Origin of the sequence: Dankookia rubra (assembly GCF_004355005.1) — a bacterium.
GTDB lineage: Bacteria > Pseudomonadota > Alphaproteobacteria > Acetobacterales > Acetobacteraceae > Paracraurococcus > Paracraurococcus ruber_A.
Genome location: NZ_SMSJ01000034.1, coordinates 1 through 25,508, shown reverse-complemented (window position 1 = coordinate 25,508; position 25,508 = coordinate 1). Strand labels below are relative to the sequence as shown.

At 69.6% G+C, this 25,508-nt stretch carries 23 protein-coding genes and 1 tRNA gene; 11 read left to right on the top strand and 13 right to left on the bottom strand.

Features of this window, described 5'->3' with window-relative positions:
• Positions 1–2,136 (top strand): acetate--CoA ligase family protein, encoded by a 2,136-nt coding sequence (locus E2C06_RS20975; protein WP_133290573.1) that lies wholly within the window; start codon positions 1–3, stop codon positions 2,134–2,136.
• Here the strand turns inward: E2C06_RS20975 and E2C06_RS20970 are convergent.
• On the bottom strand, positions 2,133–3,101 hold the full coding sequence (locus E2C06_RS20970) for an NADPH:quinone oxidoreductase family protein (protein ID WP_133290572.1): 969 nt from the start codon (positions 3,099–3,101) through the stop codon (positions 2,133–2,135). The two genes, E2C06_RS20975 and E2C06_RS20970, sit on opposite strands and share 4 nt — an antisense overlap.
• Positions 3,102–3,225: 124 nt before the next feature.
• Between E2C06_RS20970 and E2C06_RS20965 the strand changes: the two genes are divergently transcribed.
• The 3 genes from E2C06_RS20965 (at position 3,226) to E2C06_RS20955 (ending at position 6,048) form a co-directional block, all read left to right on the top strand.
• Positions 3,226–4,467, top strand: a complete 1,242-nt coding sequence (locus tag E2C06_RS20965; protein WP_133290571.1) for an acyl-CoA dehydrogenase family protein — start codon at positions 3,226–3,228, stop codon at positions 4,465–4,467.
• Between the two features lie 3 nt (positions 4,468–4,470).
• Positions 4,471–5,535 (top strand): phosphotransferase, encoded by a 1,065-nt coding sequence (locus E2C06_RS20960; protein WP_133290570.1) that lies wholly within the window; start codon positions 4,471–4,473, stop codon positions 5,533–5,535.
• A 66-nt stretch (positions 5,536–5,601) separates the two neighbouring features.
• Positions 5,602–6,048 (top strand): PaaI family thioesterase, encoded by a 447-nt coding sequence (locus E2C06_RS20955; RefSeq protein ID WP_133290569.1) that lies wholly within the window; start codon positions 5,602–5,604, stop codon positions 6,046–6,048.
• Between the two features lie 10 nt (positions 6,049–6,058).
• On the opposite strand, the gene E2C06_RS20950 is transcribed toward E2C06_RS20955, so the two are convergent.
• Positions 6,059–6,134: transfer RNA gene (locus E2C06_RS20950), tRNA-Lys, on the bottom strand.
• Between the two features lie 132 nt (positions 6,135–6,266).
• Between E2C06_RS20950 and E2C06_RS20945 the strand changes: the two genes are divergently transcribed.
• The gene (locus E2C06_RS20945; RefSeq protein WP_133290568.1) at positions 6,267–7,946 is read left to right on the top strand and encodes a M3 family oligoendopeptidase; all 1,680 of its coding nucleotides are present in this window, start codon (positions 6,267–6,269) and stop codon (positions 7,944–7,946) included.
• A gap of 265 nt (positions 7,947–8,211) precedes the next feature.
• Here E2C06_RS20945 and E2C06_RS20940 read toward each other — a convergent pair whose 3' ends face one another.
• The 3 genes from E2C06_RS20940 to trxB form a co-directional block, all read right to left on the bottom strand.
• Positions 8,212–9,939 carry a glycosyltransferase family 39 protein gene (locus tag E2C06_RS20940; RefSeq protein WP_165982528.1) on the bottom strand — a complete coding sequence of 576 codons (1,728 nt, stop codon included), beginning with the start codon at positions 9,937–9,939 and terminating at the stop codon, positions 8,212–8,214.
• Positions 9,940–10,327: 388 nt separating this feature from the next.
• The gene (locus E2C06_RS20935; RefSeq protein WP_133290566.1) at positions 10,328–11,218 is read right to left on the bottom strand and encodes a LysR family transcriptional regulator; all 891 of its coding nucleotides are present in this window, start codon (positions 11,216–11,218) and stop codon (positions 10,328–10,330) included.
• Between the two features lie 7 nt (positions 11,219–11,225).
• Positions 11,226–12,239 (bottom strand): thioredoxin-disulfide reductase, encoded by a 1,014-nt coding sequence (trxB, locus tag E2C06_RS20930; RefSeq protein ID WP_133290565.1) that lies wholly within the window; start codon positions 12,237–12,239, stop codon positions 11,226–11,228.
• 102 nt (positions 12,240–12,341) lie between these two features.
• On the opposite strand from trxB, the gene E2C06_RS20925 reads away from it, so the two are divergent.
• From E2C06_RS20925 to E2C06_RS20915, 3 genes are all read left to right on the top strand, one after another.
• A complete protein-coding gene (locus E2C06_RS20925; RefSeq protein WP_133290564.1) occupies positions 12,342–12,821 on the top strand; it encodes an Lrp/AsnC family transcriptional regulator in 480 nt (159 codons plus the stop codon).
• Positions 12,822–12,914: 93 nt separating this feature from the next.
• Complete coding sequence (locus tag E2C06_RS20920; RefSeq protein ID WP_133290563.1) at positions 12,915–13,565, top strand: class I SAM-dependent methyltransferase; 651 nt, start codon at positions 12,915–12,917, stop codon at positions 13,563–13,565.
• Between the two features lie 76 nt (positions 13,566–13,641).
• A complete protein-coding gene (locus E2C06_RS20915; protein ID WP_133290562.1) occupies positions 13,642–14,121 on the top strand; it encodes a DUF2171 domain-containing protein in 480 nt (159 codons plus the stop codon).
• A 22-nt stretch (positions 14,122–14,143) separates the two neighbouring features.
• On the opposite strand, the gene E2C06_RS20910 is transcribed toward E2C06_RS20915, so the two are convergent.
• From E2C06_RS20910 to carA, 8 genes are all read right to left on the bottom strand, one after another.
• On the bottom strand, positions 14,144–15,367 hold the full coding sequence (locus E2C06_RS20910) for a threonine ammonia-lyase (RefSeq protein WP_133290605.1): 1,224 nt from the start codon (positions 15,365–15,367) through the stop codon (positions 14,144–14,146).
• A gap of 118 nt (positions 15,368–15,485) precedes the next feature.
• Positions 15,486–15,959, bottom strand: coding sequence for a transcription elongation factor GreA (greA, locus tag E2C06_RS20905; protein ID WP_133290561.1), 474 nt, complete (start codon positions 15,957–15,959; stop codon positions 15,486–15,488).
• Between the two features lie 225 nt (positions 15,960–16,184).
• Complete coding sequence (gene carB, locus E2C06_RS20900) at positions 16,185–19,430, bottom strand: carbamoyl-phosphate synthase large subunit (RefSeq protein WP_133290560.1); 3,246 nt, start codon at positions 19,428–19,430, stop codon at positions 16,185–16,187.
• A 16-nt stretch (positions 19,431–19,446) separates the two neighbouring features.
• Positions 19,447–19,620, bottom strand: a complete 174-nt coding sequence (locus E2C06_RS37745; RefSeq protein WP_165982527.1) for a hypothetical protein — start codon at positions 19,618–19,620, stop codon at positions 19,447–19,449.
• Positions 19,617–19,880, bottom strand: a complete 264-nt coding sequence (locus E2C06_RS20895) for a hypothetical protein (protein ID WP_133290559.1) — start codon at positions 19,878–19,880, stop codon at positions 19,617–19,619. The genes E2C06_RS37745 and E2C06_RS20895 overlap by 4 nt, the downstream gene beginning before the upstream one ends.
• Positions 19,877–20,512 (bottom strand): LysE family translocator, encoded by a 636-nt coding sequence (locus E2C06_RS20890; RefSeq protein ID WP_133290558.1) that lies wholly within the window; start codon positions 20,510–20,512, stop codon positions 19,877–19,879. Before E2C06_RS20890 ends, E2C06_RS20895 begins: the two co-directional genes overlap by 4 nt.
• Before the next feature lie 3 nt (positions 20,513–20,515).
• Entirely contained in the window at positions 20,516–21,274 is a 759-nt protein-coding gene (locus E2C06_RS20885) for an SDR family NAD(P)-dependent oxidoreductase (protein WP_133290557.1), read from the bottom strand.
• Positions 21,275–21,279: 5 nt separating this feature from the next.
• The gene (carA, locus tag E2C06_RS20880) at positions 21,280–22,671 is read right to left on the bottom strand and encodes a glutamine-hydrolyzing carbamoyl-phosphate synthase small subunit (protein ID WP_133290556.1); all 1,392 of its coding nucleotides are present in this window, start codon (positions 22,669–22,671) and stop codon (positions 21,280–21,282) included.
• 160 nt (positions 22,672–22,831) lie between these two features.
• Between carA and E2C06_RS20875 the strand changes: the two genes are divergently transcribed.
• From E2C06_RS20875 to E2C06_RS40355, 3 genes are all read left to right on the top strand, one after another.
• On the top strand, positions 22,832–23,296 hold the full coding sequence (locus tag E2C06_RS20875) for a GatB/YqeY domain-containing protein (protein ID WP_133290555.1): 465 nt from the start codon (positions 22,832–22,834) through the stop codon (positions 23,294–23,296).
• A 54-nt stretch (positions 23,297–23,350) separates the two neighbouring features.
• Positions 23,351–25,276: a DNA primase gene (dnaG, locus tag E2C06_RS20870; RefSeq protein WP_133290554.1), complete on the top strand. Its 1,926-nt coding sequence runs from the start codon at positions 23,351–23,353 to the stop codon at positions 25,274–25,276.
• Between the two features lie 60 nt (positions 25,277–25,336).
• The coding region (locus tag E2C06_RS40355) for an RNA polymerase sigma factor region1.1 domain-containing protein (RefSeq protein WP_133290553.1) at positions 25,337–25,508 on the top strand (172 nt) is incomplete at its 3' end.

Here is a 25,508-nt window from a genome sequence, read left to right as displayed (position 1 = left end):
GTGGCCACATCGCGTCCGCTCTACCGCGCTGCCGACCTCGCCCGGCTGCTGAACCCGCAGAGCATCGCCATCATCGGCGCTTCCGAGCGCGCCGGGTCCTTTGGCGAGCGCACGCAACTCAACCTGGCGCAGTTCCAGGGCCGGGTGCACCTGGTGAATGCGCGCTACCAGACGCTGGGTGGGCTGCCCTGCCATGCCGCGATCGCCGCGCTTCCGGAGGTGCCGGACATCGCGGTGGTCGCCGCGCCGATGGAGGCGGTCGAGGGCGTGGTGCAGGATTGCGTCGCCGCCGGCGTCGGCGCCGCGATCGTCTACGCCGCCGGCTTCGCCGAAACCGGCCGGGAGGACCGCATCGCACTCCAGGCGCGCATCGCCGCCGTCGCGCACGAAGGCGGCGTGCGGCTGGTCGGGCCGAATTGCATCGGCATGCTGGACTATGCCGGCGGTGCGACCATCAGCTTCGCCGCGGTGCCACGGCCGGCGGCTGCGCCGGGGCGCGCCGCGGTCGGCATCGTCAGCCAGTCCGGCAATCTGGGCTTCGCCCTGGCGCAGGGCGTGGAACGGGGCGTCGCCATCAGCCGCGTGCTGGCTTGCGGCAATTCGGCCGATGTGGACGTCGCCGATGGAGTGGCCGCCCTGGCCGAGGATCCGGCCTGCGCCGCTATCGCCTGCGTCTTCGAAGGCATGGCAGATCCGATGCGGTTGGCGGAAGCGGCGGAGATCGCCTTGGCCGCCGACAAGCCGCTGGTGGTCTATAAGCTCGCCACTGGGGAGCAGGGTGCGGCGGCGGCGTTGTCACATACCGGATCGCTTGCCGGGTCGGATGCCGCCTACCGCGCCGCCTTCGGCCGGGCCGGCGCGGTGACGGTGGAGAATTTCGACGCTTTGCTGGAAACCGCCGCCTTCCTCGCCAAGGCGCCACCCTGCCGTGCGCCGGGCATCGCGGTGGTCTCGACCTCTGGCGGTGCCGCGATCATGGCGGCCGACAAGGCGGAGGTGCATGGGGTGACGCTGCCCCAGCCCGGGCCGGCAGCGAGGGCGGTGCTCGATGCGCGGATCCCCGAATTCGGCTCCTCCCGCAATCCGGTCGACATCACCGCGCAGGTGCTGAACGATCCGGAGTCGCTGCGCGCCTGTGCCGACGCACTCTGCGCCGACCCAGCCTACGGCGCAGTGGTGCTGCCGAACGGCTATGCCTACGACTTCGCCACGCCGCGCTTTGCCCTGCTGGGTGAGCTTGCGGCACAGCACGGCAAGGCTGCGGCAGTGGTCTGGCTGCCCGAATGGCTCGAAGGCCCAGGTGCGATGGCGGCCGAGGCCAATCCACAGGTCGGGGTGTTCCGCTCAATGGACCGCTGCTTCGCGGCACTGGCTGCTTGGCAGGGCAGGGCGACACGGCGCGCGGCAGGTCCTGGCAAGACGTCCCGGCTTTCCTCACCGGAGGCCACGGGGCAGGCAGCGGCGCTGCTGGATGCGGCCGGCAGCGCCACGTTGACCGAGCGCGAGGCGAAGGCAGTGCTCGCGATCTATGGCGTCCCGGTGGTAGGTGAACGGCTGGTCGGTGATGCCGATGCGGCGGTGGCCGCGGCAACGGCGCTTGGCTTCCCTGTGGTGCTCAAGGTCGAATCGCCCGACATCCCGCACAAGACCGAGGCCGGCGCCATCCGCCTCGGCCTGCGCGATGCGGCTGCGGTGCGGGAGGGCCATGCCGCCGTCATGGCCAATGCCGCCAGCGGCGTGCCCGGCGCGCGCATCAAGGGCGTGCTGGTGCAGCCGATGGTGCCGGAGGGGCTGGAGATTGTGGTGGGCGCGCGGCGCGATCCGCTGTTCGGGCCGATGGTCGTTGTCGGCCTCGGCGGCATCTTCGTCGAACTGCTGCGGGACACCGCCACGGCGCTTGCGCCGGTCGGCGAGGACGAAGCGCGCGCCATGCTGCGCCGTCTGAAGGGCCATCGGCTGCTGGAAGGCTTCCGAGGGATGGCTACTGTGGACCAGTCGGCCCTGGTCGGCGTCATCCGGCGCGTCTCCGAACTCGCCGCCGACCAGCGCGATCGCATCGCGGAGGTCGACGTCAATCCGCTGATCTGCGCTGGGGACCGTATCATCGCAGTGGACGGGCTTATCCTCAAGAGCTAGGTCGTCAGCACGATCTTGCCTGTCACTTGGCGCGCCACCAGCAGTTCCAGTGCCTCTGCGGCGCGGTCCAGTGGCCATACATGCGCGATCGCGGGCTTCAGCGCACCCGCGGCGATCCATTCGAAGAGCTGCGCCATCAAGGCGCGGTTAGCTTCGGGCTCCCGCTTCACATGAGTGCCGTAGAGCACGCCGAGGATGTCGCAACCCTTCAGCAGGGCGAGGTTCAAGGGGATGCGGGGAATGTCGCCGGCGGCAAAGCCCACGACCAGGTAGCGCCCGCCCCAGGCGATGGAGCGCAGCGCGGGTTCGGCATAGGGACCGCCCACTGCGTCGAACACCACCTCGACGCCGGCGGGCGCCAGCGCCTTGATCCGGTCCCGCCAGTTCTCCGCGGCATAGTCGACGACCGCCGCCGCGCCGGCCCCGAGGCAGGCGGCGTGCTTGGACGGAGAGGCCGCGGCGATCACCCGCGCGCCCATGATGCGCGCCACCTGCAACGCCGCCATGCCGGCGCCCCCGCCGGCGCCCAGCACCAGCAATGTCTCGCCGGGCTGCAGGGCGGCACGGTCCCGCAGCGCATGCAGCACGGTGCCGTAGGCGTAAGAGAGAGACGCAGCTGTCACCGCATCAATGTCGTTCGGTAGCGCCACGACGTTCTCGGTCGGGGCGCAGGCCAACTCGGCGAAACCGCCATGGCCGCACATCGCCAGAACGCGGGTGCCGGGGGCGGGACCCGCCACGGCCTCGCCCAGTGCCTCGATCCTGCCGGCGACTTCACCGCCCGGGGCGAAAGGGAAGGCCGGCTTGGCCTGATAGCGGCCCTGGATGATCAGCGTATCCGGGAAATTCACCGCTGCCGCTTCGACGCGGATCAGCACCTCGCCCTTGCCTGGCCATGGTGCCGGCACCTCGCCCAGCGCCAGCGCCGCGGGTGGCCCGAATTCCCGGCACAGCACCGCCCTCATGCGCGTCTCCTCCCCATGCGCGCAGGCTGGCCGCAGCCGCCCCCGCTGGCAAGCGCGGCTTGCCGCGCCGGCCGCCCTGAGTCAGGCTGGCCGGCGAAAACGACCGGCCGAAGGGAAGAACGCCATGGACTTCGCCTATACCGAAAAGGTCGAGCAGCTGCGCGCCCGTCTGCTGGCCTTTTTCGACGACCACATCTACCCGAACGAGCACACCTATCACCATCAGATCGATGCCGCACCCGATCGCTGGCAGCCGGTGCCGATCATCGAGGAGCTCAAGCCCAAGGCGCGCGCCGCCGGGCTGTGGAACCTCTTCCTGCCCGAAAGCGACCTCGGCGCCGGGCTGACCAACCTGGAATACGCCCCGCTGGCCGAGATCATGGGCCGCGTGCCCTGGTCGTCCGAGGTCTTCAACTGCTCCGCCCCGGATACGGGCAACATGGAGACCATCCACCGCTACGGCACCGAGGCGCACAAGCAGCGCTGGCTGGCGCCGCTGCTGGAAGGCGAGATCCGCTCCTGCTTCAGCATGACGGAGCCCGAGGTCGCCTCGTCCGACGCCACCAATATTCAGACCCGCATCACCCGTGATGGCGACCACTACGTGATCAACGGCCGCAAGTGGTGGTCGTCGGGCGCCGGCGACCCGCGTTGCGCGATCTTCATCGTCATGGGCAAGACCGCGCCGGACAGTCCGGACAAGTACCGCCAGCAATCGATGATCCTGGTGCCGCGCGAGACGCCGGGCCTGCAGATCAAGCGCATGCTGCCGGTCTTCGGCTTCGACGACGCGCCGCACGGCCATGCCGAGATCGTCTTCGACAACGTCCGGGTGCCGGTCGAGAACATCCTGCTCGGCGAGGGGCGCGGCTTCGAGATCGCCCAGGGGCGGCTCGGCCCGGGACGCATCCACCACTGCATGCGGGCGATCGGCTTGGCCGAGCGCTCGCTGGAGTTCATGTGCAAGCGGTCGCTCGAGCGCAAGCCCTTCGGCAAGCCGTTGGCCGAGCAGGGCGTGACCATCGAGCGCATCGCCAAGTCGCGCATCCTGATCGACCAGGCTCGGCTGCTGACGCTGCACGCCGCCTGGCGCATGGACACGGTGGGCAACAAGGAAGCCCGTAAGGAGATCGCCGAGATCAAGGTGGCTGCGCCCGAGATGGCCTGCCAGGTGGTGGACTGGGCGATCCAGGCGCATGGCGCCGGCGGCGTGACGGAGGATTTCCAGCTCGCCTATTTCTATAAGATCGCTCGCACCCTGCGCATCGTCGACGGGCCGGACGAGGTGCATCGCTTCCAACTCGGTCGGATGGAATTGGCAAAGTATAAGCCGGCGCGGACCGAGGCGGCCCGGGCCGCGGAGTAGCGCATGTCGGGCACGCCCGAACTGGTGCCGGTCCTCGACCGGCACCGCTTTGACGAGGCGGCGCTGGCGCGGCATCTCGCGCCGCACCTGCCGGGCTTCGACGACCCGATCGAGGTCCGGCAGTTCCAGGGCGGCCAGTCCAACCCGACCTTCCACATCGCCACGAGTGCCGGCAATTACGTGCTGCGCAAGAAGCCACCGGGCAAGCTGCTGCCGCGGGCGCATGCGATCGAGCGCGAGTACCGCATCCTGCGCGCGCTGGAAGGCAGCGATGTGCCGGTGCCGCGCGCCCGCATCCTGGTCGAGGACGAGCGCGTCATCGGCACGTCGTTCTTCGTCATGGACCACGTGCCTGGCCGCGTCTTCTTCGACCGCGTGCCGCTGGCCGCGCCGCCCGCCGACCGCGCGGCAATCTTCGAGGACATGGCACGTGTCCTGGCCGCGCTGCACAAGGTCGATTGGCGCGCCGCGGGGCTCGAGGGCTTTGGCCGGCCGGATGGCTACATGCCGCGCCAAGTCGATCTCTGGGTGCGGCAATGGGAGGCGGCGAAGGTCGAGGAGATGCCGGAGATGGACCGGCTCGGCGCTTGGCTGGCCAGCCACATCCCGCCCGACGAGCCGGCGACGATCGCGCATGGTGATTACCGTCTCGGCAACCTCATCATCCACCCGACCGAGCCGCGCATCGTCGCGGTGCTGGACTGGGAGTTGGCAACGATCGGGCATCCGCTGGCCGATCTTGGGTATTGCTGCCTGGCCTATCATTTCGATCCGGGGCCGGATGGCGTGACTGGCGTGGCGGGCATGGACCTGGGCGGCACTGGCATCCCGGATGAGCGGACCTTCGTCACCAGCTACAGCGCGCTCATGGGCCGCGGGCTGCCGCAAGCTCTGGACGTTTTCGTGGTCTTCTCGATGTTCCGGCTGGCCTCGATCGTCGCCGGGGTCTGGCGACGGGCGCTGGACGGCAATGCGTCGGACCCGCGGGCGATCGGCTACCGCGATCGCTACCGCGAGATGGCGGAGCGGGCCTGGGAGATCGTGCGCAGGATCGATCCGGCGGCCTGACACGACCGCTGGACCGCGCGGCGCCGGCGGGCGAGGTTGCGCTGAACAGCGCAAGCGGACGCCAACATGGACCAGACCATCATTCCAGCCCCCGACATCCCGAAAGGCTTCGTACCGGCCACGCATGGCGGGCCCTATGCCCAGGAACTCGGCCCCTTCTGGTCGCACCGGGCAGCGGACCACACGGCACTTGGCATCCGCGTCGCGCACCGGCACAGCAATTCGATGGGCGGCGCGCATGGCGGATTCGTTGCCACCCTGGCCGACCTGGCGCTGGTGCATGCGGTGGCGGTGGCGCGGGAGCAGGCCGGGCTGCCGCGCGCCAGCCTGGCCACGGTGAACCTTTCCGTCGACTTCATCGGCCCGCCGAAGGAAGGCTGCTGGCTGGAAGTGCGCGCGCAGGTGACGCGCATGGGCCACAGCTTGGCCTTCACCGAGGGCACGATGTTCGCCGACGGCAAGCGCGTGGCGCGCGTCAGCGGCGTCTTCGCCATGAAGGAGCGGAAAGGCTAGGGAAGGGGGGTGGTGGGCGCCGTAGGATTCGAACCTACGACCCGCTGATTAAGAGTCAGCTGCTCTACCAACTGAGCTAGGCGCCCGCCGGGGGTCGACCGTGGTCGCCGTCCGGGAGGCGCCTTTTAGCGCCCGCCGCCGCTTTGTCCACCCCCTATTTTGCCGGCGCAGCGGCGTGCTACCCCGATGGCCTCACCGGAAGCAGGCACGGCAGCGGCATGAACGCAATCCCAAGGTTTTCCGATCTGGCTTTCCCGCAGCCGACGCGCGAAAGCCTGGCCGATGATTACGCTGCCATCGACGCTTTGCTGGATGTCGGCGACCTCACCGCAGCGCTCGCCGCCTGGGATCGCCGGCGGCGGGACTACGACAGCTGGGCGTCCCTGGTGCATCTGCGCTTCTCGCAGGACACAACGAGCGAGGCCGCGAGGGCGACGCGGGAATATGCCGATGCGCTCTCCCCAGTGGCCACGGCGTATGAGACCGCGCTGAAGCGTCGCCTGCTGGCGCTGCCGGACCGCGCCGCGCTCAACGCTACTGCCGGCGGCTTCGCGCTGCGGCTCTGGGAAATGGACATCACCACCTTCGAGCCGGCCATCGCCGCCGACCTCGAGGAAGAATCGCGGCTCGGCGCCCGCTACACCGAGATCCTGGCCTCGGCGAAGCTCGGGATCGGCGGTCAGGTGGTGAACCTCTCCGGCCTCACCCCGTATGCCGAGGACCCCGACCGAAGCGTCCGCCATCAGGCGGAGGCGATGCGTTGGGGCTTCTTCGCCACGCATGGCGCCGAGCTCGATGCGATCTACGGCAACTTGGTGCGGCTGCGGCACGGCATGGCCCGCAAGCTTGGTTTCGAGAACTACATCCCACTCGGCTACCGCCGCATGCGCCGCACCGACTACGACGCCGCCGATGTCGCCCGCTACCGTGAGGAGGTGGCGGCGCATGTCGTGCCGCTGGTGGCGAAGCTGCTGGAACGGCGCCGGCGCGACCGGGGCTGGGATGTGTTGCGTTTCTGGGACGAGGCGCTGGTGGACCCGGAGGGCAACCCGAAGCCCGTCGGCGGTCACGACACGCTCTGCACTCAGGCACGCACGATGTTCGACCGGATGGACCCGCGCCTCGGCGCCTTCTGGCGGTTCATGGAGCAAGGCGGCTTCACCGACCTGAAGAACCGGCCGGGCAAGGCGGGGGGCGGCTTCTGCACCAGCTTCCCGAGCCTCGGCGCACCATTCATCTTCGCCAACTTCAACGGCACCCACAATGATATCGGCGTCTTCACGCACGAGATGGGGCATGCCTTCCAGAATTGGGAAAGCCGCTTCCAGCCGGGCATCGACTACCTGTGGCCGACCATGGAGGCCGCCGAGATCCACTCCATGTCGCTGGAGTTCCTGACCCACCCGCATATGGGCCTGCTGGTCGGAGAGGATGCCGCGGAGCGCTTCCGCCGCATGCACCTGGAATCGTCGCTTGCCTTCCTGCCCTATGGGGTGTGCGTCGACCACTTCCAGCATGAGGTCCATGCCGATCCGCAGGCTACGCCGGCCGAGCGGCACGTCATCTGGCAACGGCTGGAACGACGCTACATGCCCTGGACCGATTACGGCGACCTGGACTGGCCGGCCATGGGCGGGCGCTGGCAGGCCAAGCCGCACATCTTCCGCTCGCCCTTCTACTACATCGACTATACGCTCGCGCTCTGCTGCGCCATGCAGTTCTGGGTGCGGTCACGACGGGATCCGGTGGCGGCCCTGGCCGACTATGTCGCGCTCTGCGGCCGTGGCGGCTCGGCGCCCTTCACCGAATTGGTCGACTCGGTTGGACTGGCCTCCCCGTTCGCGCCTGGGGCGCTCGAAGCCGTGGTGCGGGAGGCAGAGGCAGTGCTGGCGGCATAGTCCGTCGTCGCTTCCCGCAGCTCCGCTTCGCGGGCCAAGCGCGGCCCGCAGGTGGTGAATTCCGCGGCAGAGCAGGCAGGCTTGCCGCAGCTCAGGCACATGTCCATCGCATCCGGTACGGTGTCGACGACATTGCGCCGGATGAAACTGCGAATCCTGTCGAGGCCCATGATGCAAATCCCGCCCGGTCGGCCGGGATCGTCACGGCATTGGGCGGTCCCGGCCTTGCGGCGCCGCAAAGGCCGGGTCACGTCACAGCGAGGCGTCAGGTCCCACCGGCTACCGCATGCACTTCCGGCCGCAGCGGCCGGAGCCGCTCCGCATCCTCGGGCGCGATGGGCGGCGGATGCACGGCCAGGACATGTACCGTGCAATAGTCGTCGGGGCCGGTAGCGATGGCGCCACGGTCCTCCACCAGGTGCTCGGCCGCCAGCCGCGCGCGGTAGTCGCCGAGCGACCGGTCGCCGACATTGCGCATGCTGGCAGGCTTCAACGGATCGCGGCCACCGTGCCAGAACACCTCTGGCACCACCACGAGGTCGACCTTTCGCGTCTCCCGCAACACCTGGTCCCAGTCCACCTCGGTCGCCGAGTCGTTCAGGATCTCGATTGTCTTGGCGAGTGTCCCCCGGCGGAGGAAGGCCTGTTGCAGGTTGGGCGGGTTGACCGCGAGGGTCAGGCCAAAGAGGCCGATCCGGGGCGCCGCATGCCCCGGCGGCACCAGCGCGGTCAGCGCATGGAAGTCGCAGGCGAAATTCGGTCGCCAGGCTGCTTCCACCATCGGCCGCAGCGGGCGTGCCTCGACAGGACCGGCCAGCGCCACCCACCAGGCCATGCCGAGTTGGGCCAGCGCGGCGCCGCCGGCCGTGCCGGCCAGGGTCCGGGCGGCAAGGCCCGACGCTTGGCGCAACGCCGTGCCCAGCAAGATGCCGGCGGGAAAGGCCAGTATGACCAAGCTGATCGCCATGTAGCGTTCGGTCTGGTTGCGGGAGAGCAGGAACGCCAGGAAGGGTGGCGCTGCGGCCAGTGCGGCGAGCAGCACGAAGGCCCACTCGGTCGTCGCCAGCCGTCGCCAAACGAGGAATCCAGCCACCAGCGCCGCTAGCAGCAGCGCGGTGCCGCCGAGCCCGAAGACCTCCCAGACCAGGTCACCCACGGCATAGCGGGCGAAGTCGAGGCCGGTTGCCTCCACCGGGTTGTAGGCATAACCGCCGGCAGTCGCCTTGGCATAGGCGAGGTAGCGCGGAATGTTCAGCAGGTAATGCGGCCAGGCGACCAGGGCCAAGCCGATGGAGGGCAGGGCGAGCCGCAGCGCGAAGCCGGCCGCGTCGCGGTCCCGCCACAGCCGCCACGCCGCGACGCCGACCCAGACGATGCCGATGGTCGGCAGGAAGGTCAGCTTCGACAGCGCGCCGAGTCCGAGCACCGGGCCGAGCAGCGCGAGGCGCAACGCCCCAGGGCGCGGCGCAAGCGCTTCCCGCAGCAGCAGCGTCATGGCGAGTGCTGCGGCAAGGTGGAGCACCGTCTCCGTCATGAAGCTCTGCGCGCCGACTAGGTTCTGCGGCGTCAGTGCGAAGAGCAGCGCGCCGGCGGTCGCGCCCGCGGCGCCAGCCACCGGGCGCAGGCCGAACCAGATGATCGGCAGCGGCAGCAAGGTCAGCACGGCCGCGGCGATGCGCAGCGCGATCGGTGCCTGGTCCCAGAAGGTGGCAGCGATTGGCAGGCCGATCAGTCGGAGCCCGGGCGGCAGCCAGCGGTTCTGCAGGAAAAAGGCATCACGCAGGGCCGGCAGGTTGCCATGGCGCAGCAGCAGCGCGTCACTCATGGAGTTGTTCTGATGCATCACCTCGTCCCAGGAGGTGAGCAGCGGGTTGCGTTGCAACCAAAGCATGGCGAGACCGGCCAGGGTCACGACGGTAGCCAGCAGGGCGAGGTGCAGCAGCCAGCGGGGCCAGGCTGTTTGACCGGCCGTCTGTGTGGTAATCGCGGGCAATTCATTCCCCCTCGCAATGGCAAGTCGCCGCGACGGCATTCGCCGGCACGGGACCTCTTGCAGGGCAAAGTCACTGCATTGGCATAGGTTCCCACCATTCCGCGACCGAATCACGGAAACGCGAGCCATTGAGGAGAAGGCTTTCGGGCGCGGCACCCGGCCAGCAGCCGGTAAACGAGCCGCCATCCGGGCAAAAAGATGCCCGCTAAGCCATTGGCCTAGCGGGCTGAAGTCAACAGGGAGGCTTCACGTCTGGGAGACGAAGGGGTTCGAGGCAAAGCCCCGAGTTACCCTGAACGGCCAAATGGGCCGGACAGGAGGAAGCCTAGACCCCTCATTGCCATGCTGGTTTGGTCAAAGTGACCATCACCCATGCGCAACTTGCATATCAGTTGTTCCCGGTCAGTTCCGCGATCAGAAAGTCTCGGAAAACCGAGACCCGCTTTGAATGGCGCATTTCCTCGGGGTAGACGAAATAGGCATCCAGGCGCGGTGCCTTCAGCTCCGGCAGGACCTGCAGCAGCCCGTCCAGCTCGGCCCCCATGTAGTCCGGCAGGGCGGCCAGCCCGAGGCCGCTCTGCACTGCCCGCAGCATGCCCGTCAGGCTATTCACCTCGACTGCGGCGCGTCGCGGCGCTCCGGGGCGGCGGCCGGCCTCGCTCAGCCAGTTCACCTCGTCGATCGGCGGCCGGTGGTCACCCCAGACGATCAGCCGATGCGCGTCGAGGTCCTCCGCCCGCTGCGGCATGCCGGCGGTCTTCAGGTAGGCCGGGGCACCGCAGACCCGCCAGCCGAAGCTGGCGAGGTGCCGCTGGATCAGGTCCGGCTGCCGCGGCGGGTGCATGCGGATGGCCACGTCTGCTTCGCGCATCGCCAAGTCGAGGTCACTGTCGTCCAGCAGCAGCGTGACGCTGACATCGGGGTAAATCTGCAGGAAGCGCGAGAGCCGTGGCGCCAGCCAGGTGCTGCCGAACCCGGTGGTGCTGGTGACCTTCAGGCGCCCGGCCGGGCGCTCGCGGCTCTCGGTCAGCAGCGCCTCGGTCATCGCCAACTTGGCGAAGACCTCGCGCACCGTCCGGTTCAGCGTCTCGCCCGGCTCGGTCAGGATCAGGCCGCGGGCGTGGCGATGGAAGAGCGGGACCTGCAGCGCCTCCTCCAGCGCCTGGATCTGGCGCGACACGGCGGATTGGCTGAGGTTCAGCGTCTCCCCCGCATGGGTGAAGGACCCAGCCTCGGCAACCGCGTGGAAGACCCGCAGCTTGTCCCAGTCGAGCGGCATCGCCGGCTCAGGTCCAGGCTTCGATGGCAGCGGCCTCGGCTGGCATGTGGGCCAGCCACTTCTCCGCCTCCAGCGCCGCCATGCAGCCGGTGCCGGCGGCGGTGACGGCCTGTCGGTAGATGCGGTCCTGCACGTCGCCGGCGGCAAAGATGCCGGGGATGCTGGTCCGGGTGCTGCCCGGCTCGGTCACGATGTAGCCTTCCGCATCCATCCCGACCTGGCCGCGGAACAGCGTCGTGGCGGGGTCGTGGCCGATGGCGACGAAGACCCCGTCGAAGGGCATCTCAGCCGCCTCTGCGGTCTTGATGTTGCGGGTGCGGATGGCGCGCAGGGCGCGGAACCTGCCCTCGGTCGCCAGCATTTCCTCGACCACCGTGTCCCATACGACGGTGACGTTTGGCTTGGCGAAGAGCCGGTCCTGCAGGATGCGCTCGGCACGGAAGCCGTCCCGGCGGTGGATGACGGTGACATGCTTCGCCAGGTTCGAGAGGTACAACGCTTCCTCCACGGCGGTATTGCCGCCGCCGATGACGGCGACGTCCTTCCCGCGGAAGAAGAAGCCGTCGCAGGTGGCACAGGCGGAGACGCCGAAGCCTGAAAGCTCCTTCTCGCCGGGAATCCCGAGCCAGCGGGCTTGGGCGCCGGTGGCGATGACCAGGCTCTCGGCCATGTAGGTGTCGCCCGAGTCGCCTACCGCCCGGACCGGCCGGGCCGCAAGGTCGATGCTGGTCACCACGTCCTGGATGATCTGCGTGCCGCAGTGCTCGGCCTGCGCCTTGAACTGGTCCATCAGCCAGGGGCCCTGGACCGTCTCGGCGAAGCCGGGATAGTTCTCGACATCCGTGGTGATGGTGAGCTGCCCGCCGGGCTGCATGCCGGCGACCAGGATGGGCTTCAGCCCGGCCCGCGCGGCATAGATCGCCGCCGTATAGCCGGCTGGTCCGGCCCCGAGGATGAGAAGGCGCGTGCGGTGGGTCTTGGGCAAGGCTCGATTCCCGGCAATCTGGGCGGAACGACCCATATTTGTCACTAGGAGGCCGGCCACAAGCACAAGCCTTGCGGCGCGGACTGTCAGCAATGATATTGCGCCGAGAGCCAGTTCACGGCAACGAATCATGAAAGCATGAGTGCGGAACCCGACGCATCCCTCGACGAGGTGGATCGCCAGATCCTGGCGGAGCTGCAGGCCGATGGCCGGATGACCAACGTGGAGCTGGCCCGCCGGGTCGGCCTCTCGGCACCGCCCTGCCTCCGCCGCGTCCGCCGGCTGGAGGAGGAGCGGATCATCCGCGGCTACTACGCCGACCTCGACCCCGTGGCACTGGGCTACGAGATCACCTTCTTCGCCCTGGTCGGCCTCGAGAGCCAGAAGGAGGCCATGCTGAGCGCCTTCGAGCAGCGGGTGCGCGCCTGGCCGGAGGTGCGGGAATGCCACATGATCCGCGGCGGCGGCGACTTCCTGCTGCGGCTGGTGGCGCGGGACACGGCGCATGAGAATGCGCTGACCTCGAAGCTGACCGCGGCGGACGAGGTGGCGCGGGTGCAGACCCTGCAGACCATCCGCACCTCGAAGGACGACGCCGGGGTGCCGATCAGCGTTTGATCACGATCCGGCAGGATTCCGGCGACATCTACGGCGCAGCCTCGCCGTCCGCCGTGGGGCAGTCCCGCCGGCGCCGATGACGCCGGAGTGCTCATGCCCGACCTGCCGACCGCCGTGCCGACCGAGTCGCGGCTGGATGCCGCGGCCCGCCATGCCGGCGACATCTGGCTGCCCGAGCACCCCTATTTCGATGCGGCGGAGGCAGGCTTCGCACCGCTTTGGCGCATGATCGAGCCTTTCCTCCGCGGTGCCGACTTCGACTGCGTGCTGGACCTTGCCACCGGCCGCGGGCGGAACGCGGCGAAGCTGCTGCCCTTGGCGGGGCGGCTGGTCCTGGTCGATATCCGGCCGGAGAACATCGCCTTCTGCCGCCGCCGCTTCGGCGAAGATCCGCGCATCACCTTCGTCGCCAATACCGGCTACGACCTGCGCGACGTGCCGGATGCCAGCGTGACGCTGTTCTACAGCTTCGACGCCATGGTGCATTTCGACAGCGACGTGGTGCGCGCATATCTGGCTGAGGCGCGGCGGGTCATGGCGCCGGGTGCCCGGGCCTTCCTGCACCATTCGAACTACACCGGCGGGGAGGACTGGCTGCTGGCGCCGCACTGCCGGAATTTCATGTCACAGGCGCTGTTCGCCCACTACGCCCGGAAGGAAGGGCTGGGCGTCTCGCAGCAGGTGGTGATGGACTGGGGCGGGGTGTCCGGGCTCGACTGCCTCTCCCTGCTGCGGCGGGACTGACCGGCGCCGCGGCGGCCGCAGGCATCCATCGGGCTACCTCGCCGTTCTCCCTGCCACCGGCCAGGAGCAACGCGGCATGACGACCACCGGCGAAATCCGCCAGCATATGGAAATCATCGGCGCCGATGGCGGCCATGTCGGCACCGTGGACCGCCTCGAAGCCGGCCATATCCGCCTGACCAGCGGCGACGACCCGGACGGCAGCGGCCGGCATCATCACGCCTTGCCGCTGCATCTGGTCGATCGGGCCGAGGCCGGCCAGGTCCGCCTGACCATCACCGCGCAGGAGGCCCGCGCCATGGTAGTCGGCGGTCTGCGCCTGGCCGATGTGCGCGACGGCGTGCCGGATGACGAGGAACCCGGCGTGGATGCGGCAGGCGCCGCGACTTCGCCGATGCCGGACCAGGGCGGGACCGGGTCCGGCATGGTGCATGGCGGCGGCACGACCGGGCCGGGCAGCCTGCCCGGCTGGGGCGCCGGCGGGCGAACCGGCGGCACCGGCTTCCCGGACGATCCCAACATGGACCGGCATGGCGGGAGCGATCCCGGCCGCTGAGCCGGTGCCGCGACGACCCGTCCTATCCCCGCCGCACCACGTATTGCCCGGCTTCCAGCGCTGCAACGATCGCGTTGCCCTGGGCGGTGTCGCGCACCTCGACCATCAGCTCCAGCTCGGCGCTCTGCACGGAGGGAGCGGCAAAGAGCCGTTGGTGGCTGACCTCGATGACATTGCCGCCGGCGGCGGCCACCCGCGTGGCGATATCCGCCAGCACGCCCGGCCGGTCCGGGATGTCGAGATGGAGCCGCAGGATCCGGCCGTCCCGCAGCAGGTTGCGGAGCAGGACGTTGGCCAGGATGCGGGCGTCGATGTTGCCGCCGCAGACCACGGTTCCTACGGACTTGCCCGCGAATCGCTCGGGGAAGGTGAGGATCGCAGCCAAGCCCGCGGCTCCGGCGCCTTCGGAGACCACCTTGGCACCCTCGGCCAGCAAGGCGATCGCTTGTTCCACAGCCCGTTCCGGCACCACCAGCACCTCGACCCCCATTTGCCGCAACAGCGCCAGCGGCAACTCCCCGACGTCGCGCACCGCGATGCCTTCGGCGATGGTCGGGCCGCCGACCGCGACCGGGCGGCCGGCCAGGCGCTGTGCCATGGCCGGGTAGCCTTCGACCTCCACGCCATAGACCGGCAGGCCGGGGCGCAGCTCGCGGGCGGCCGAGGCGCAGCCGGTCAGCAACCCGCCGCCGCCGACCGGGAAGACCAGCGCGTCGAGCGCCGGGGCATCCTCCAGCATCTCCAGCACCATGGTGCCCTGGCCGGCGATGACCCCGGGGTCGTCATAGGGATGGATGAAGGTGAGCCCGTCGCGCAGCGCCAGCTCATGCGCATGGGCGGCCGATTCGGCCAGTGTCTCGCCATGCAGCACGACGCGGGCGCCCCAGCCCTCGGTGCGCACCACCTTGGTGACGGGCGTGAATTTCGGCATGACGATGGTCGCCGCGATCCCGGCCAGCGCGGCATGCCGCGCGACGGCCTGGGCATGGTTGCCGGCCGACATGGCGATGACGCCCGCCGCCCTTTCCCGCGCCGTCAGCAGGGCGATGCGGTTGGCCGCGCCGCGTTCCTTAAAGGCGCCGGTCGCCTGGAGGTTGTCGAGCTTGAGAAAGACCCTGGCCCCGGTCGCTTGGGAGACGGCATGCGAGGGCAGGGTCGGGGTGCGGAGGATGGCACCCTCGATCCGCGCCGCGGCGGCCCGCACATCGGCAAGCGTGACAGGGACGGGTGCGGCGGCACCGTCCATGGCCAGGGCGCGCAGGGGCAAGGCAGAGATCCTTAGCGGCGGTTCGTCTCGGAACGCCGCCTATAGACCCAATCCACAACGTGGGCGAAGCCCTTTGCTGCGCCGCAGCAAGACGACCTCAGCGGTAGGCAACCGCCGTGATCTCATAGGCCCGGGCGCCGCCGGGGGCCGGGACCTCGACGCTGTCCCCGACCTTCTTGCCGATCAGCGCCTTGGCGAGCGGCGAGGAGATCGAAATCGAATTGACCTTCATGTCGGCCTCGTAGGCGCCGACGATCCGGTAGGTCTTCTCCTCCTCGGTCTCCTCGTCGACCACGGTGACGCGGGCGCCGAACTTCACTTGGTCGCCCGACAGCTTCGAGATGTCGATCACCTCGGCGGCCGGGACGATGGTCTCGAGCTCGGCGATCCGGCCCTCGATGAAGGACTGCTTCTCCCGCGCCGCATGGTATTCGGCATTTTCGGAGAGGTCGCCATGGGCGCGGGCCTCAGCGATTGCGCGGATCACCGCCGGGCGTTCCTCGCCCTTCAGGAGCTTCAGTTCCTCCTCGAGTTTCGCCAGACCTTCCGCGGTCATGGGGAACTTCTGCACGGCAAGCCCTTCCTTCGAGCAACGTCAGGCGAAGTCTGCGCGTCTCGCCTGCCGGAATGCGACCAAAACTTTTTTACCCGTCCCGCAGCGACACCGGCCCAGGGCCAAGCACTGGGTCCGGGTAGCGGAGGGAAGCCGGGCAGGCAGGGCCCTGATTCCGTGCCGCCGGGCGCTGCCGCAGAACCGCATGCCCAGCGAATCGCGCCGGATGCCGCCACCATCGGCTCAGAATGAACGGGTAAAATAGGACTGCAGCGGCGCTACATCAAGGGTGCCGGCCCGGAGCGCGGCAATCGCATGCACCGCGGCCCGGGCGCCCGCCGCCGTGGTGTAGTGCGGAATGCCTTGGGTGAGTGCCGAGCGGCGGATGTCGAAGCTGTCCGCCACCGACTGCCCGCCGCCGGTGGTGTTGATCACCAGCTGGATGTCGCCGGACTTGATGGCATCGACGCAGTGCGGCCGGCCTTCCAGCACCTTGTTAATGATCTCGCAGGCGAGGCCGGCGTCGCGGATGCGCGCCGCGGTGCCGCGGGTGGCCACCACCGCGAAGCCCATGTCGATCAGCCGCCGTGCAAGCACCACCGCTGCCGGCTTGTCGGTCTCCTTGACCGAGATGAAGGCGGTGCCGGCCAGCGGCAGCTTCACCCCGGCGCCGAGCTGCGACTTGGCGAAGGCCCGCTCGAAGCTGGTGTCTAGGCCCATGACCTCGCCGGTCGACTTCATCTCGGGGCCGAGGATGACGTCGACATTGGGGAAGCGGTTGAAGGGGAAGACCGCCTCCTTGACCGCGACATGCCGGTAGACCGCGTCGCCGTCGAGGCCGAATTCGGCCAGCTTCGCCCCTGCCATCACCTGGGCGCCGATCTTGGCCACCGGCACGCCGGTCGCCTTGGCGACGAAGGGCGCGGTCCGCGACGCGCGCGGGTTGACCTCGAGCACGTAGATCTCGCCGTCCTTGACAGCGTACTGCACGTTCATCAGGCCAACGACCTTCAGCGCCCGGGCCATCGCTTCGGTCTCCGCCTTCAGCTCGGTCACGATGGCGGGCGGCAGCGAGTAGGGCGGCAGCGAGCAGGCACTGTCGCCGGAATGGATGCCGGCTTCCTCGATATGCTCCATGACGCCGGCGACATAGACCATGCCATCGGCATCGGCGATGCAGTCGACGTCGACCTCGATCGCATCGGCCAGGTACTGGTCGATGAGGATGGGGTTCTCGCCGGAAACCTTCACGGCCTCCTGGCCGAAGCGGCGCAGCTGCTCGGCATTCCAGGCGATCTCCATGGCGCGGCCACCAAGCACGTAGGAGGGCCGCACGACCACGGGATAGCCGATGCGCTCGGCTTCGATCACCGCCTCGTCGAGCGTGCGCGCCGTGCCGTTCCGCGGCTGCTTCAGGCCGAGGCCCTTCAGCAGGTGCTGGAAGCGCTCGCGGTCCTCGGCGATGTCGATCGCCTCGGCACTGGTGCCGAGGATCGGGATGCCTGCCTTGTGCAGCGCCTGGGACAGCTTCAGCGGCGTCTGCCCGCCATACTGCACGATGCAGCCGAGCAGCGTGCCCTTCTCCTGCTCCTTCCGCAGCAGAGACAGCACGTCCTCGCCGGTCAGCGGCTCGAAGTACAGCCGGTCGGAGGTGTCGTAGTCGGTGCTCACCGTCTCCGGGTTGCAGTTGACCATGATGGTCTCGAAGCCGGCATCCTTCAACGCGTAGCAGGCATGGACGCAGCAATAGTCGAACTCGATGCCCTGGCCGATGCGGTTCGGACCACCGCCGAGGATGACGATCTTCCGCCTGTCGGTCGGCCGCGACTCGCATTCCGGCTTGCCGAAGCCGCCCTCAAAGGTCGAGTACATGTAGGGCGTATCGGAGGCGAACTCGCCGGCGCAGGTGTCGATGCGCTTGAAGACCGGCACCACGCCGAGCCGCTGGCGCGCCGCCTCGACCGCCGTCTCCGGCTGGCCGGCGAGCTGGCCCAGCCGCTTGTCCGAGAAGCCGAGCGCCTTCAGCCGGCGCAGTGCGGTCGCGGTCCTCGGCAAGCCCTCGGCCTTCACCACGGCTTCCGCCGCGACGATCTTCTCGACCTCGCGCAGGAACCATGGATCGAATTTCGATGCCTCGTGGATCTCCTCGGTCGAGACGCCGGCGCGCATTGCCTGCGCCGCCATCAGGATGCGGTCGGGTGTCGGCGTCGCCAGCGCGGCGTGGAAGGCCTGCGCGGTGCCGTCGCCGGGGGCCGGAACCTCATCGAGGCCGGAGAAGCCGGTCTCCAGGCTGCGCAGACCCTTCTGCAAGGCTTCGGCGAAGTTGCGGCCGATCGCCATCGCCTCGCCCACGGACTTCATGCTGGTGGTCAGCGTCGCCGGGGTGCCGGGGAATTTCTCGAAGGTGAAGCGGGGGATCTTCACCACGACATAGTCGATCGTTGGCTCGAAGCTGGCCGGCGTCACCATGGTGATGTCGTTCTTGAGCTCGTCGAGCGTATAGCCGACGGCCAGCTTCGCCGCGATCTTGGCGATGGGGAAGCCGGTCGCCTTCGAGGCCAGCGCCGAGGAGCGCGAGACCCGCGGGTTCATCTCGATCACCACCATGCGCCCATCGGCGGGGTTGATGCCGAACTGCACGTTCGACCCGCCGGTATCGACGCCGATCTCCCTGAGGCAGGCGATGCTGGCATCGCGCATCCGTTGGTACTCTTTGTCCGTGAGCGTCAGCGCCGGAGCGATGGTCACCGAGTCGCCGGTATGGACGCCCATGGCGTCCAGGTTCTCGATCGAGCAGATGATGATGCAATTGTCCGCGCTGTCGCGGACCACCTCCATCTCGTACTCCTTCCACCCCAGCACGCTCTCCTCGACCAGCACCTCGTTGGTCATCGAGGCATCGAGGCCGGCGGCGACGATCTGCTCGAACTCTTCCCGGTTGTAGGCGATGCCGCCGCCGGTGCCGCCGAGGGTGAAGCTCGGCCGGATGACGCAGGGCAGCTTGACCAGGTCGAGCGCGGCGCGGGCCTCGTCCATCGTATGGGCAATGGCGCTGCGCGGGCTCTCGATGCCGATCTTGGTCATGGCGTCGCGGAATTTCAGCCGATCCTCGGCCTTGTCGATAACCTCGGCCTTGGCGCCGATCAGCTCGCAGCCGTATTTCGCCAGCACGCCGGCCTCCGCCAGCTTGAGCGAGGTGTTCAGCGCGGTCTGCCCGCCCATGGTCGGCAGCAACGCGTCCGGCCGTTCCTTGGCGATGATCTTCTCGACCATCTCCACCGTGATGGGTTCGACATAGGTGGCATCCGCCAGGCCGGGATCGGTCATGATCGTCGCCGGGTTGGAATTCACCAGGATCACTCGGTAGCCCTCCGCCCGCAGCGCCTTGCAGGCCTGGGCGCCGGAATAGTCGAACTCGCAGGCCTGGCCGATGACGATCGGGCCGGCGCCGATGATGAGGATGGACTTGATGTCGGTGCGCTTCGGCATGGGGGCGTTCCGGTCGTCAGCGTGAAGCAGGGGCGCAGTCGGGCGACTGGCGGGTCTCGGGCGGCAGCAGGCGGGAGATGCCGCGGCGGGTACGCTCGGCTTCGCATTGTGCGCGGCGCTGTTCCGGCGTGGCCGTGGTGGCGCAGGCCGAGAGCATGGCCAGCGCCGTAAACAGGAGCGGCCGGGTCATCGGCGCTGCTCCTCCCGCCGCGCCGCCAGCAGCAGAGGCGGCAGCAGCAGGGCATGGCAGGCAAGGATCAGCAGGACGGCCGAGAGCGGCTCGCCGGGCGAGGCATAGGCGGCGCTGATCGTGTTGAAGACCAAGCTGAGACCGAAGGCCCGCCAGGCTGCCTGGCGCGGCGGCGCCATGCGCTTCATCAGCATGGCCAGGATAGCGAGCGAGAGCCCGGTCCAGGACAGCGCCAGCAGCGCGATGAAAACCAGCGTCATGCCGCGCGTCCCTGTGTCGCCAGCTTTACCGCGAGCAGGCCGAGCGCGGCGCCGAGCACCCAGCGCTGCGCTGCCAGCCAGGCCGGCCTTTCGCCGAGGAAACGCGCGGTGGCCGCGGCACCCCAGACAAGGACGGCATCGAAGGCCGTGCAGACGGCGATCTGGATGGCGCCGAGCAGCGCGCCCTGCAGGAACACATCGCCCCGCGCCGGATCGATGAAGGGCGGCAGCACCGCCATGTAGAACAGCGCCACCTTTGGGTTCAGCGCCGCCGTGGCGAAGCCGACCGCGAAGAGCCGCGCGCCCGGCTCCCGCGGCATCGGCCGCGGGGCGAACAGCGGCTGGCCGCCGGGGCGGAGGCATTGCCAGGCGAGGAAAGCCAAGTAGGCCGCGCCGCCGAGCCGCAGCACGTCCCAGGCATAGGGCACCGCGACCAGCGCCGCGGTGATCCCGGCCGCGGCGGCCAGCATGATCGCCAGCGACCCGGCCTGGCAGCCGACGAGCGAGACCATGCCCGCCCCGGTCCCCTGCGCCAGTGAGCGGGAAACGAGGTAGAGCATGTTCGGCCCCGGCGTCAGCGCGAGGCCGAGCGACAGGGCGGCGAAGACGAGCAGCGTCTCGGCGGAGGGCACGGGTCAGCCGTTGACGGAGAATCCGCCATCCACCGGAATGGCGACGCCGGTGATGAAGGCGCTGGCATCCGAGCCGAGGAAGGCGGCGATGCCTTCGAAGTCCTTGGGGTCGCCCCAGCGGCCCTTCGGCGTGCGGGCCATGACGTTGTCGTTCAGCGCCGGCATGTCGGTGCGCGCCTTGCGGGTCAGGTCGGTGTCGATCCAGCCGGGCAGCAGGCAGTTCACGGTGATGCCGTCCGGGCCCCAGGCCACCGCCATGGACTTGGTCATCTGCACCACGCCGCCCTTGGACGCGCCGTAGGCGGCATGGAAGGGCAGGCCGAAGATCGACAGCATGGAGCCGTTGTTGATGACGCGCCCATGCCCGCCCGCCTTCAGGTGCGGATGCGCCGCCTTGCTGGCCAGCATGGCGCTGGTCAGGTTGGTGGCGATCACCTTGTGCCAGTCGGCCAATTCGTAGACCTCGGGCTTGTTGCGGATGTTGATGCCGGCGTTGTTCACCAGGATGTCGAGCCGGCCGAAGCGCTTCGCGGTCGCGGTGACCATGGCGTTGACGCTGGCCTCCTCAGTCACGTCGACGACCACCGCATCCGCCTCGGCGCCGAGCGCCCGCAGCTCGGCCACCGCCGCGTCGTTCTTCTCGGCATTGCGGCCGGCCACCATCACCGCCGCGCCGGCCTTTGCCAGGCCGCGCGCCAGGCCGAGCCCGATGCCGCCATTGCCGCCGGTGACGAGGCCGACACGCCCCTTCAGGTCGAACATTGTTCTCAGCCTCCCTTGTGCTTCTCGATCAGTTCGACGAAGCGGTGGAACAGGTAATGGCTGTCGGTCGGGCCGGGGTTCGCTTCGGGGTGGTACTGCACCGAGAAGGCCGGCCGGTCGGTCGCCGCGAGGCCCTCGTTCGAGCCGTCGAAGAGCGAGACATGCGTCACGCGGACATTGGACGGCAGGCTCCGCTCATCGACCGCGAAGCCGTGGTTCTGGCTGGTGATCTCGACCCGGCCGGTGGTCAGGTCCTTGACCGGCTGGTTGGCGCCGCGATGGCCGCGGTCCAGCTTATAGGTGGAGCCGCCGAGGGCGAGGCCAAGCAGCTGGTGGCCGAGGCAGATGCCGAAGACCGGCACCTTGCGGTCCATCACCTCGCGGATCACCGGCACCGCGTATTCGCCGGTCGCCGCCGGGTCGCCGGGGCCGTTGGACAGGAAAACGCCGTCCGGCGCGTGCCGCAGGATCTCCTCGGCGGTCGCCGTCGCCGGCACCACCGTGACCTCGAGGCCGGCGGCGGCCAGGCAGCGCAGGATGTTGCGCTTCGCGCCGTAATCCACCGCGACCACCTTGTGCTTCGGCTGCGTCTGGGTGCCGAAGCCGGCTGGCCAGGCCCATTCGGTCTCACTCCAGCCATAGGCTTGGCGGCAGGAGACCTCCTTGGCCAGGTCCATGCCCTCGAGGCCCGGCCAGCCGGCCGCCTGGGCGCGCAGCGCGGCCAAGTCGAACCGGCCATCGGCCGGGAAGCACAGCACGCCGTTCGGCGCGCCGCCGTCGCGGATGCGCAGAGTCAGCGCGCGGGTGTCGAGCCCGGCGATACCCGGCACGTCATGGCTCTTCAGCCAAAGATCGAGATGCCGGGTGGAGCGGTAGTTGGCCGGCTCGGTCAAGTCCTGCTTGACCACCAGGCCGCGGGCGACCGGGGTCGCCGCCTCGAGGTCCTCGGGGTTGGTGCCGACATTGCCGATATGCGGGAAGGTGAAGGTGATGATCTGCCCGGCATAGGACGGGTCGGTCAGCGTTTCCTGGTAGCCGGTCATGCCGGTGTTGAAGCAGACCTCCGCCACCGGGGCGGCGCCGGCGGGGGTATGCGCGCCGAAGCCGATGCCCCAATGGACGCTGCCATCGCCGAGCACGAGGCAAGCGGTCGCGCCGTCCGGGACGGAGTCGGGGGCGGTGTCGGGCTGGGGCATCGTGGTCTCCGCACGGGTCTCGGGGGCGCCGGGAAGCTCGGCGAGGGACAGGCCGGTAGCCGCCAGGATGGCGGGCCAATGGCGGGGCGGAATGGCGCGGGCCTGGCGCCACTTGCGCACCGCCTCGGTCCCGATGCTGCAACGCTGCGCCGCGGCCTCCGGGCCACCGAGCAGGGTAATAATGTCTTCGACCGTCCGCATGGGGTGGGATATGTGGGAAAGCACTTCCCAGTTCAATCCGAATTCGGCTGCTGGGAAGTGGTTTCCCAGGTGGCCGCCCCCGAACCAGCCGCCCCATGGCGATGCCGGCCCGCCATGCTACAGCGCCGGAGCCAGCCGATCACCTGACAAGGAACGCCCCATGGCCGAGGATCTCCGCAGCCGGTTCACCGCGGCGCTCAAGACCGCCATGCTGGCGCGCGACGCCGCCACCACCTCCACCCTGCGCATGATCACCGCGAAGCTGAAGGACACCGACATCGCCGCCCGGCCCTCCGGCGTCACCGCGGTGCCGGAGGAGCAGATCGTCGCCATGCTGCGCGGCATGGCCAAGTCCCGCCGGGAGAGCGTCGAGCTCTACCGGCAGGGCGGCCGGGAGGAGTTGGCGGCGAAGGAGGAGGCGGAGATCGCGGTGATCGAGAGCTTCCTGCCGCAGCAAATGGACGCGGCGGCGGCCGAGGCCGCCATCCGCGAGGCCATCGCCGAATCGGGCGCGACCTCCATCAAGGAGATGGGCAAGGTCATGGCCGTGCTCCGGGCGAAGCATGCGGCGACCATGGATCTTGGCAAGGCCGGGCCTATGGTGAAGGCCGCGCTCGGCGGCTGAATCGTGCAGGGGTGATGCGGGGCGGGGCCGGGGCGGCTAGAGTGCCAGGACGCCATGGCCCTTCCCCCGCAATTCCTCGATGAGCTGCGCGCCCGGACCCCGCTGCACGGGCTGATCGGCCGCAAGACGCGGCTGGCGCGCAACGGTCGCCAGTGGAAGGGCTGCTGTCTCTTCCACAACGAGAAGTCGCCGAGCTTCTACGTCTACGACGACCATTTCCATTGCTTCGGCTGCGGCGCGCATGGCGACGCCATCACTTTCCTCATGCGGGCGGAAGGCGCCTCCTTCCCCGAAGCGGTCGAACGGCTGGCCGCCGAGGCCGGGCTGGAGGTGCCGAAGCCGACCCCCCAGGCGGCGGCGCGGGAGAAGCGGGCGCGCGACCTCCATGGCGTCCTCTCGCTCGCCGAGGCGGCCTATCGGCGCCGGCTGTTCCTGCCGGAGGGGCGCGCGGCGCTCGATTACCTGCGCCGCCGCGGCCTGACCGACGAGACCATCGCCCGCTTCGGCCTCGGCTGGTCCGGCGAGGGCAGGGGAGCGTTGGCCGCCGAGCTGAAGCCGGAGGGGATCGAGCCGGCCCAGCTGGTCGCCGCCGGGTTGATGAAGCCGCGTGACCCGGACGATCCCGCCGCCGGCCTGTCCGACATGTTCTTCGGCCGGGTGATGTTCCCGATCCGTGACCGCCGCGGCCGCACCATCTCCTTCGGCGGCCGGACCCTGGGCGACGGCCAGCCGAAATACGTCAACGGGCCGGAGACCGAGCTGTTTTCCAAACGCCGCGGCCTCTACGGCCTCGACCTGGCGCGGGACGCCGCCTTCCGCGGCGCCCCGGTGCTGGTGGTCGAGGGCTACATGGACGTCATCGCCCTGCACCAGGCCGGTTTCGGCGGCGCGGTCGCCCCGCTCGGCACGGCGCTGACCGCCGAGCAGCTGGAACTGCTCTGGCAGCTGACGCCCGAGCCGGTGCTCTGCTTCGACGGCGATGGTGCCGGCGCCCGCGCCGCGGCCCGTTCGGCCGAGCTGGCGCTGCCGCTATTGAGCCCGGAGCGCAGCCTGAAGCTGGCGACCCTGACCGGCGGCGAGGACCCCGACACCCTGGTCCGCAAGGGCGGTGCCGCGGCCTTCCAGCCGGTGCTGGATGCGGCACGGCCGCTCTCGGTCGCGCTCTATGAGCTGGTGACCGCGGGCAAGCCGCGCGAGACACCGGAACAGCGGGCGGCGCTGCGGGCCAGGCTGGAGGAGGTGGCGCGCCTCATCCCCGACCGGATGCTGGCCGGCGAATACCGCCGTGCCCTGCTGGACCGCTTCTTCGAGGCCGGCCGGCGGCCGATACCGCCCGCGGGCGCCCGTCGGCCGCCCCGCCGGGAAGGCGGCGCGACGTGGCGGCGCGAGCCGCCGATGGGCGTTCCCGGCCTGCAGCGGCCCGCGATAGACCCGCCGGGCATCAGGCTGGAGCGGGCCCGCAACCTGCTCGCCATCCTGCTCCGCCACCCGCTGCTGCTGCCGGAGGTGGAGGAGTCGCTGATGGCGCTGGACCTGCCGGAGGGCGACTGCCAGGCGCTGCGCGCGTCCCTGCTCGGTTGGCTTGCCGGGGCTGAACTCCTTGACTCGGCAGCGCTGGCGCGCCACCTCGCCAATGACGGGATGGAGAATGCCGCCACCTGGGCCACCCGGGCTCCTGGGCTCTGCGCCGCGGCGCAACCCGCGGCCCAGCCGAAAGAGGCGCTGGATGGCTGGTGGCATTTCTTCGGGCTGCTGCGGGGCGAGGCGGAACTGGTCGAGGATCGGGCCGAGGCGCAAAGGCTGCTGGTGGAGACCAACGACCCGGCGGCGCAGCAGCGCCTGATCCGCCTGTCGGAGGCGCTTGCCGTCCTTCGGGGCGGCGAGTCCGAGGTCACGACCGAGGAAGCGACGATCCGGGCCGCGGCTGGCCCCGCTTCGGGCGGCCCCTCCGGGGCACCGCGTGCGGACACCATAGGGTAGAGGGCATCGCAACTGCACCCCGCGGGGGCGGGCGCAGGGCGCGTTGATGGAGCGGACGGTATGGCGAGCAAGGTCACCGGCGGCACGGATACGGTCGAGACCCGCGACGACGTGGTGGAGGGCGTTCTGCTCGACACCATGATGGCCGCGGTCAAGAAGCTGATCACCCGCGGGAAGGAGCGGGGCTATGTCACCTATGACGAGATCAACGCCGCGCTGCCGCAGGACCAGG

What these genes read in the sequence shown, in the direction of transcription:
- E2C06_RS20970 (WP_133290572.1), bottom strand. Translation starts at nt 3,101, where the DNA reads ATGAGGGCGGTGCTGTGCCGGGAATTCGGGCCACCCGCGGCGCTGGCG.
- E2C06_RS20965 (WP_133290571.1), top strand. Translation starts at nt 3,226, where the DNA reads ATGGACTTCGCCTATACCGAAAAGGTCGAGCAGCTGCGCGCCCGTCTG.
- E2C06_RS20960 (WP_133290570.1), top strand. Translation starts at nt 4,471, where the DNA reads ATGTCGGGCACGCCCGAACTGGTGCCGGTCCTCGACCGGCACCGCTTT.
- E2C06_RS20955 (WP_133290569.1), top strand. Translation starts at nt 5,602, where the DNA reads ATGGACCAGACCATCATTCCAGCCCCCGACATCCCGAAAGGCTTCGTA.
- E2C06_RS20945 (WP_133290568.1), top strand. Translation starts at nt 6,267, where the DNA reads ATGAACGCAATCCCAAGGTTTTCCGATCTGGCTTTCCCGCAGCCGACG.
- E2C06_RS20935 (WP_133290566.1), bottom strand. Translation starts at nt 11,218, where the DNA reads ATGCCGCTCGACTGGGACAAGCTGCGGGTCTTCCACGCGGTTGCCGAG.
- trxB (WP_133290565.1), bottom strand. Translation starts at nt 12,239, where the DNA reads ATGGGTCGTTCCGCCCAGATTGCCGGGAATCGAGCCTTGCCCAAGACC.
- E2C06_RS20925 (WP_133290564.1), top strand. Translation starts at nt 12,342, where the DNA reads ATGAGTGCGGAACCCGACGCATCCCTCGACGAGGTGGATCGCCAGATC.
- E2C06_RS20920 (WP_133290563.1), top strand. Translation starts at nt 12,915, where the DNA reads ATGCCCGACCTGCCGACCGCCGTGCCGACCGAGTCGCGGCTGGATGCC.
- E2C06_RS20915 (WP_133290562.1), top strand. Translation starts at nt 13,642, where the DNA reads ATGACGACCACCGGCGAAATCCGCCAGCATATGGAAATCATCGGCGCC.
- E2C06_RS20910 (WP_133290605.1), bottom strand. Translation starts at nt 15,367, where the DNA reads ATGGACGGTGCCGCCGCACCCGTCCCTGTCACGCTTGCCGATGTGCGG.
- carB (WP_133290560.1), bottom strand. Translation starts at nt 19,430, where the DNA reads ATGCCGAAGCGCACCGACATCAAGTCCATCCTCATCATCGGCGCCGGC.
- E2C06_RS37745 (WP_165982527.1), bottom strand. Translation starts at nt 19,620, where the DNA reads ATGACCCGGCCGCTCCTGTTTACGGCGCTGGCCATGCTCTCGGCCTGC.
- E2C06_RS20895 (WP_133290559.1), bottom strand. Translation starts at nt 19,880, where the DNA reads ATGACGCTGGTTTTCATCGCGCTGCTGGCGCTGTCCTGGACCGGGCTC.
- E2C06_RS20885 (WP_133290557.1), bottom strand. Translation starts at nt 21,274, where the DNA reads ATGTTCGACCTGAAGGGGCGTGTCGGCCTCGTCACCGGCGGCAATGGC.
- carA (WP_133290556.1), bottom strand. Translation starts at nt 22,671, where the DNA reads ATGCGGACGGTCGAAGACATTATTACCCTGCTCGGTGGCCCGGAGGCC.
- E2C06_RS20875 (WP_133290555.1), top strand. Translation starts at nt 22,832, where the DNA reads ATGGCCGAGGATCTCCGCAGCCGGTTCACCGCGGCGCTCAAGACCGCC.
- dnaG (WP_133290554.1), top strand. Translation starts at nt 23,351, where the DNA reads ATGGCCCTTCCCCCGCAATTCCTCGATGAGCTGCGCGCCCGGACCCCG.